Raw genomic sequence first — 7,344 nt, forward strand, 5'->3', positions numbered from 1 at the left:
TTTTCTAACACCGGCCAGGCGTCAGTGGCCGCCCAGCACCCCGGTCTTGACCGAGTAATCCACCGCAACCTCATATTCCGGGTCGTCATCGCTATCGACCATCAGATGGCCCGCCTTGGTCAAGAGCTGGTGGCAATCGCGGCTCAGATGCCGCAGCACCAGCGACTTGCCTTCAGCCTCATACTTGCCGGCCACAGCCTCGATTGCCTGCAGCGCCGACTGGTCCACCACCCGGCTGCGGGCAAAGTCCACGATTACATGATCCGGATCGCCTGCCACATCAAACAGCTCGATGAAGCCGTCGGTGGAGCCAAAGAACAGCGGCCCCTCGATCTCATAGACCTTGGCGCCCTTGTCGCTTTCCGACTCGCGGGTATAGGCGTGGATGCGGCGCGCGTTGTTCCAGGCATAGGCCAGGGCCGAGACGATCACGCCCACAACCACCGCAATCGCCAGGTCGGTCATCACCGTCACCACGGTCACCAGCACGATCACAAAGGCGTCCATCATCGGCACCTTGGTCATGATTTTCAGGCTGTTCCAGGCAAAGGTGCCGATCACCACCATGAACATCACGCCCACCAGCGCGGCCAGCGGGATCTGTTCGATCAAGGGCGAGGCCACCACGATGAACACCAGCAGGAACAGCGCCGCGGCAATGCCCGCAATCCGCGTCCGGCCGCCGGATTTCACGTTGATCATCGACTGGCCGATCATCGCACAGCCGCCCATGCCGCCAAAGAAGCCCGTGACCACGTTGGACGCACCCTGCGCAATGCACTCCTGGCTGGCTCCGCCGCGCTTGCCGGTGATCTCCCCCACCAGGTTCAGCGTCAGCAGGCTCTCGATCAGGCCGATGGCGGCCAGGATCACCGCATAGGGCAGGATGATCCACAGCGTCTCCAGCGTGAACGGCGCCAGCGCTGTGCCATAAAGCCCCTCACCGGTGCCAAACGGGTTGTGGAAGCTCGGGAACCCGCCCTTGATTGAGGCCATATCGCCAACGGTCGGCACGTCGATGTTCAGCGCAATGACCAGAACCGCCACAACACCGATCCCCGCCAGCGGCGCCGGGATCACCGATGTGATCTTGGGCATCCCCCAGATGATCAGCATGGTGAGGCCAACCAGCCCCAGCATCATGTAAAGCTGCATCCCGCTCAGCCATTCCGCGCCGCCCGACCCCGGCACCTTGAACTGGGTCAGCTGCGCCAGGAAGATCACGATGGCGAGCCCGTTCACAAAGCCCAGCATCACCGGATGCGGCACCAGCCGGATGAACTTGCCCCAATGCATCACACCGGCGATGATCTGCAAGATCCCCATCAGGACCACGGTGGCAAACAGGTACTCCACCCCGTGCTGCGCCACCAGCGCCACCATCACCACCGCCAGCGCGCCCGTGGCGCCCGAGATCATCCCCGGCCGGCCGCCAAACACCGCGGTGATCAGCCCGACCATAAAGGCAGCGTAAAGCCCCACCAGCGGATGCACCCCCGCAACGAATGCAAAGGCGACGGCCTCCGGCACCAGCGCCAGCGCCACGGTGAGCCCCGACAACAGCTCGGTGCGCACCCGGGCCACGGTAAAGCCCTCGTCCTGCATGATCGAAAGATTGGGCGGGGAAATCTGCTTGGCCAGCAAAGCCACGGCTGCGCGTCTCATGTCAGGTACCTGTGCTCGGGAGGATGGGGGTTCGCTGCCCGCCCCTAGCGGAAATCCGCCTTTGCCACAAGGTTTGATTGCCCCGCTCTCCCTCCGCCCGCCAGCCGCCCGCGCATCAGCCGTCGCGCCAATGTGACTTGCACCGCTTTCCCGGCAGCCGCAGGCTGCTGCCGTCACCCCGGGAGATGACCCATGCGCGCCCTCTTCACCTGCCTCGCCCTCCTCGCCGTCCCTGCCGCAGCGCAGGACCGCGACGGCAACGACACCCCCGGCAATTGGCGGGTCAAGCACTATGAAAGCTTCGGCATCTGGAACTCGGTCTGCGATGAGCGCGAGGAGAACGGCACCCTGGTCCAGCGCTGCTACATCCGCTGGGTGGACGTGTTCTCGCCGCACCCGAAATTCGCGGCCCAGTTCCTGTTCATCACCCCCCAGGACGGCGGCTGGAAAGCCGATTTCGGCATCGAGCCCGGCACCCTGTTCACCCCCGGCGGTTTCCGCATCGACCAGGATGGAGAGACCGCCTGGCGCAGCCGCGCCCCCGGCTGCCTGACCGGCCTCAGCTGCACGTTCACCGGCGAGGACGCGGATGCGCTGATCGCCCGAATGCAAGCGGGCGGCGCCTTCCGCTTCACCTTCCGCGACCGCCACGGCATGGCGCAGGACCTCACCTGGCCGCTGGCAGGCTTTGCCGCGGCCTTTGCCGATTTCCAAACCCAAGCCGCCGCCCGCGGCTTGCTGGACTGACACTCCGCAGACCCGCTGACGTTAAACTTTAGGGGTTGTTAGGGATTGAAAATTCTCCTTTTGGCCTGCTTAATCCACACACGCTTGAATGACTGGAAACCCCAGACTGGCAGAACTTGAAAGTAAGCACCTTGTTTCCAAGCAAGGCGGACATTGATGGCAAGGAGAGGGGGCTTTGAGAGTATTGAGCAGACGGCGCTTCGGTACTTTCCTTCCGGCGCTAGCCTTCACTGCAGTTTCTTCACTTTCTGCGGCAAGCGAGGACCGGCTCCCAAACATCCACTCCTCAGTCTTCTCAAAACAGCAGGTTGAGGAACTAGGAGAAGACCACTTCGAAATTGACGCGGAGGGGAACATAATTAACGGTCCAAAGGCAGCGCCACAGGAGCCTGTTGACTATTCCAGCCTATTGAAACCTTTTGTTTTGGAGGGCGACTTCAAGAAGACCGCTTCAATATGCCAAAGTTGTTCAAATGGCTATTTTTCCTGGCCCTCTGGAGAAATGTCTTTTCGTGTGCTTACCGACGCGGAAACCAGAGAACGCCCCCTGTCTGAAAAGCTTGCTTCTGTCCTCAACACTGTGTTCGTGAAAGCCGGGATCAAACCCGTTCCTGCAAATCACGCTGGAGACGCCGGCCTAGTTCTCATCATTGGCGGTGAAGATCATCTGCGGTTCGGCTCAAAGAAGATTGGCGTAAAGGCAGCCGAAGATTTCTACACCGAAGTGGATGGGGCCGAATACAATGAGGATCACCTTCCTGTCTCGCGGGGATTGTTTGACGGAACGACTTGCAGAGTTGCCTTTCTCGAAGGCAAGCAAAGCCGCAAATACTTTGTCTTTCTGCAATACGAAGAGATTGACCATTGCCTGCGCCAGCAGCTTTTGATTTCAGCTGGTTTGCAGCCGTTTGTGGGCTTCACGCCGAGCGCGCTCAACACGGCCTATGATTACAAAGCGCCGACCATTGCAGACTTCATCTTCATCAGGCAGGTGCAAGGCACCTTGAATACACCTTCAGAGCAAGAACAGTTTATCTTGCAGTCCCTGATAAGTGCAGCTCCTTCGTCAGTCACCGAATGATCCGACCTTGGTCGCCCTCGGTGCCGCGGCGCTGACCGGGATCATCCGGCGCGAATAGCCCCGCCTTTTCATCTTTCCCAAATACTCTTGCCGAAGGCAAAACCCGAACGTGCGGCACCCCTCCGGTGCACGGGTGGTGCACAGGGGGTGCACGCATGTCACCCCCTGTTTATCACCTTGCTCTTGCCAAAACCGCCCTCCCTTGCGCATATCCGGGTCCAGCAGCATCAGGAGGGCAGAGCTTGACCAAGGAAACCATGATTGCCGTGATCGGCGGCTCGGGTATTTATGAGATCGACGGGCTGGAAGGCGCCGAATGGGTCTCTGTCGAAACCCCTTGGGGGGCGCCCTCGGATCAGATCCTGACCGGCTCCCTGGACGGCGTCAAAATGGCCTTCCTGCCCCGCCACGGCCGCGGCCATGTGCATTCCCCGACCGAGGTCCCCTACCGCGCCAATATCGACGCGCTGAAGCGGCTCGGCGTGACGGATGTGTTCTCGGTCTCTGCCTGCGGCTCCTTCCGCGAGGAGATGGCGCCGGGCGATTTTGTTGTTGTGGATCAATTCATTGACCGGACGTTTGCGCGCGACAAAAGCTTCTTTGGCACCGGCTGTGTTGCGCATGTGAGCGTGGCGCATCCGATCTGCGAACGGCTGTCGGACGCGGCGGAGGCTGCAGGCAAGGACGCCGGGATCAAGATCCACCGCGGCGGCACCTACCTGTGCATGGAAGGGCCGCAGTTCTCCTCGATGGCGGAAAGCAAACTCTACCGCGAGCAATGGGGCTGCGATGTGATCGGCATGACCAATATGCCCGAGGCCAAACTCGCCCGCGAGGCAGAGCTGTGCTATGCCTCCATCGCAATGGTCACTGACTACGACAGCTGGCATCCAGAGCATGGCGCAGTGGAAATCACTGAAATCATTGCGACTTTGCAGGGCAACTCCGCCAATGCCCGGGCGCTGGTCAGCCGCCTCCCCGGTCTGCTTGGCACCGGACGCGCGGACTGTCCGCATGGCTGCGACAAGGCGCTGGAATATGCGATCATGACCGCCCCGGAGAAACGCGATCCGGCGCTGCTGGCAAAACTGGACGCCGTGGCGGGCCGGATACTGGGCTGACACCGGACAGCAACAGATTGAGACAATTAGGGCGGGCCGCAGGGTGCCGCCCTTTTCGTTGCACATCCCGGTTCCTTTATCAAACAGCAGATACAGCTTCTGGTTTCAGGATTTTCCCATGCGCCTTCATGGTTTGGACATTGCCCGTTTCCTTGCGTTTTGCGGCATGGTCCTGGTCAACTTCCGCATTGCGGCCCAGGTAACACCCGGAACCGATGCCATATCTGTGTTCACCAGCAGCCTGGAGGGCCGGGCCGCCGCACTGTTTGTGGTGCTGGCCGGGATCGGGCTGTCGCTAGGCAAACCCAGCCGGGCAGTCTTGTTCCGCCGCGCCCTGTTCCTGTTCGCAATCGGCCTTGTGAACCTGACCATCTTCGAGGCCGATATCCTGCATTTCTACGCGCTTTATTTCCTGGTGGCACTGCCATTTCTGACCGTCTCCAGCGGGGCGCTTCTGCGGGCCGCTGCGGCCATTCTGATCATCGGGTTCATAAGCCTGCTGGCGCTGGAGTATGAGGCGCATTGGAACTGGGAAACTCTCGAATATGCGGATTTCTGGACCCTTGAGGGCTTCCTGCGGCATTCCTTCTTCAACGGCTGGCACCCGGTGTTTCCCTGGGCCGCCTTCCTGCTCCTGGGCATGTGGGCAGGCCGTCTGGACCTGGCCAGCCGCGCTGTTCAGATGCGCCTGATCCTCTGGGGGGCAATGGCCGCCGGCCTTGGGGCGCTGCCCGGTGCGCTGGTGCAGGATCCGGAGCTGATTGATCTCCTGAACACCAGCGCCATCCCGCCGGGTCCTTTCTATGTCATCGCGGCCTCTGGCAGCGCGCTGATGGCAACCGGGCTGATGCTGGCCATCGGCCCGGCCCTTGCCAAGGCGGGGCTGGCCGGGTGGCTGGCAGCCCCCGGGCGGCAGGCGCTCAGCCTTTATGCGGCGCATATCCTGCTGGGAATGGGCACGCTGGAGGCCTTGGGCCGGCTCGACGGCTCATTGAGCGTGCAGCAGATCTTTGGCTTCTCGCTGGGGTTCTGTGCGCTGTCGATGCTGCTGGTGCGGGTCTGGAACATCTTTGCCAGGCACGGACCACTGGAAGCGCTGATGCGCTGGAGCACCGGTTCAGCCCGCTGACACCGCTGTTGACTGCACTGCAATTCTAAGGCTCCCTTCGGCACGTAAGCCGCAAGGAGAAACCTATGGATCTGAACCTCTGGCTGGCTTTTGCCGCTGCCTCGACCGCCCTGCTGCTGATCCCCGGCCCGACTGTGCTGCTGGTGCTAAGCTATGCCCTGACCAAGGGGCGGCAGGTCGCTGTTGCCTCGGCACTTGGGGTGGCAACTGGCGACCTGATCGCAATGAGTGCATCCCTGGCCGGGCTCGGCGCGCTAGTGATGGCTTCTGCTACGCTGTTTACAGCGCTCAAGTGGATTGGCGCCGCCTATCTTGTGTGGCTCGGCATCAAACTCTGGCGCAGCGCGCCATCCGCGGCTCTGGCGCAGTTGCAGCCGGAGGCCGGCATCAAGGCACGCGGCGTGTTCGGGCATACAGCTGCCGTCACGGCCTTGAACCCGAAATCAATCGCTTTCTTCATCGCTTTTGTGCCGCAGTTCATCCGGCCCGAAACACCGGTCCTGCCGCAGTTTGCCATCCTGACTGCAACCTTTGTGGGGCTGGCGGCGCTGAACGCTCTGGCCTATGCGCTGCTGGCTGACCGGCTGCGCCGCTGGTTCGCCAAACCCGCCGCGGCTGCAGCAGTGACGCGCACCGGCGGTTTGGCTTTGATCGGCATGGGGGCTGCAACCGCGCTGCTGCGGCGCCCCGTATGACGTGCGGCAGCGCCGTTTCAGACCGTTCCGGCAGAGATCCGCGCCGTCTTGACCCTTGCAAGACAGCGCCGCATGGGCGAAACCGCCCGTGGCCCGGCCTTCTGCCTGGCTGCCATCAACGCTGCGTCAAAGAGAGCCAAGCCGATGCCTAAGAAGACCGCCGTCAAGGATTACATCCGCACCATCGTCGACTTCCCGCATGAAGGGATCATGTTCCGCGACGTGACCACCTTGTTTGCCGATCCGCGCGGCTTCCGCATGGCAATTGACCAGATGCTGCACCCCTATGCCGGCGAGCAGATCGACAAGGTGGTGGGGCTTGAGGCGCGCGGCTTCATCCTCGGCGGTGCGATCGCGCACCAGCTGAGCGTCGGCTTTGTGCCGATCCGCAAGAAGGGCAAGCTGCCCGGCACCACCATCAGCCAGGAGTACAAGCTGGAATACGGCGAGGCGATTGTTGAAATCCACGACGACGCGATCAAGCCGGGCGAGAAGATCCTGGTGGTGGACGACCTGCTGGCCACCGGCGGCACCGCGGGGGCGGGGATTAAACTGATCGAGCGCTTGGGCGGCGAGATCGTCTCCTGCTCCTTCATTGTCGACCTGCCGGAACTGGGCGGCCGCAAGCTGCTGGAGAGCATGGGGATGGATGTCCATGTACTGTGCGAGTTCGAAGGCCTCTGAAGCTTCTCTCCTGACCGTCTAGGCTGCCAGCCCGGGCACTCCCGCCGGTCAGGCGCCTTCCAGGGAAAGGCTGTTCCCGTTGGGCATGGCCCCTTCAGGCCCCTTGGGCCGGAAGGGGCGCGGGGGGGGGGGGGGGGGGGGGGGGGGAAAAAAAAAACAAAAAGACAACACAAACAAAGAAAAAAAAGGGAGGGAGGGGAAAAAACAAAAACCTCCCCCCCC

At 62.0% G+C, this 7,344-nt stretch carries 7 protein-coding genes; 6 read left to right on the forward strand and 1 reads right to left on the reverse strand.

Going from position 1 to position 7,344, the window contains the following annotated elements:
- Window positions 1-21: 21 nt before the first annotated feature.
- On the reverse strand, window positions 22-1,665 hold the full coding sequence (locus ACXAHG_RS12900; protein ID WP_475057898.1) for a SulP family inorganic anion transporter: 1,644 nt from the start codon (window positions 1,663-1,665) through the stop codon (window positions 22-24).
- 192 nt (window positions 1,666-1,857) lie between these two features.
- Between ACXAHG_RS12900 and ACXAHG_RS12905 the strand changes: the two genes are divergently transcribed.
- From ACXAHG_RS12905 to ACXAHG_RS12930, 6 genes are all read left to right on the forward strand, one after another.
- On the forward strand, window positions 1,858-2,412 hold the full coding sequence (locus ACXAHG_RS12905; protein WP_475057901.1) for a hypothetical protein: 555 nt from the start codon (window positions 1,858-1,860) through the stop codon (window positions 2,410-2,412).
- Window positions 2,413-2,587: 175 nt separating this feature from the next.
- The gene (locus tag ACXAHG_RS12910; RefSeq protein WP_475057903.1) at window positions 2,588-3,493 is read left to right on the forward strand and encodes a hypothetical protein; all 906 of its coding nucleotides are present in this window, start codon (window positions 2,588-2,590) and stop codon (window positions 3,491-3,493) included.
- A gap of 257 nt (window positions 3,494-3,750) precedes the next feature.
- The gene (locus tag ACXAHG_RS12915; protein ID WP_475045329.1) at window positions 3,751-4,614 is read left to right on the forward strand and encodes an S-methyl-5'-thioadenosine phosphorylase; all 864 of its coding nucleotides are present in this window, start codon (window positions 3,751-3,753) and stop codon (window positions 4,612-4,614) included.
- A 118-nt stretch (window positions 4,615-4,732) separates the two neighbouring features.
- Window positions 4,733-5,743, forward strand: coding sequence for a DUF418 domain-containing protein (locus ACXAHG_RS12920; protein WP_475057906.1), 1,011 nt, complete (start codon window positions 4,733-4,735; stop codon window positions 5,741-5,743).
- Window positions 5,744-5,808: 65 nt separating this feature from the next.
- On the forward strand, window positions 5,809-6,438 hold the full coding sequence (locus ACXAHG_RS12925; RefSeq protein WP_475057908.1) for a LysE family translocator: 630 nt from the start codon (window positions 5,809-5,811) through the stop codon (window positions 6,436-6,438).
- Between the two features lie 144 nt (window positions 6,439-6,582).
- Window positions 6,583-7,122, forward strand: a complete 540-nt coding sequence (locus tag ACXAHG_RS12930; RefSeq protein ID WP_008556837.1) for an adenine phosphoribosyltransferase — start codon at window positions 6,583-6,585, stop codon at window positions 7,120-7,122.
- The last annotated feature ends 222 nt before the right edge of the window (window positions 7,123-7,344 follow it).

This window comes from Leisingera sp. ABD4_442 (genome assembly GCF_056160905.1).

Coding starts and splice junctions, on each gene's coding strand:
- ACXAHG_RS12920 (WP_475057906.1), top strand. CDS start 4,733: ATGCGCCTTCATGGTTTGGACATTGCCCGTTTCCTTGCGTTTTGCGGC.
- ACXAHG_RS12925 (WP_475057908.1), top strand. CDS start 5,809: ATGGATCTGAACCTCTGGCTGGCTTTTGCCGCTGCCTCGACCGCCCTG.
- ACXAHG_RS12900 (WP_475057898.1), bottom strand. CDS start 1,665: ATGAGACGCGCAGCCGTGGCTTTGCTGGCCAAGCAGATTTCCCCGCCC.
- ACXAHG_RS12930 (WP_008556837.1), top strand. CDS start 6,583: ATGCCTAAGAAGACCGCCGTCAAGGATTACATCCGCACCATCGTCGAC.
- ACXAHG_RS12915 (WP_475045329.1), top strand. CDS start 3,751: ATGATTGCCGTGATCGGCGGCTCGGGTATTTATGAGATCGACGGGCTG.
- ACXAHG_RS12905 (WP_475057901.1), top strand. CDS start 1,858: ATGCGCGCCCTCTTCACCTGCCTCGCCCTCCTCGCCGTCCCTGCCGCA.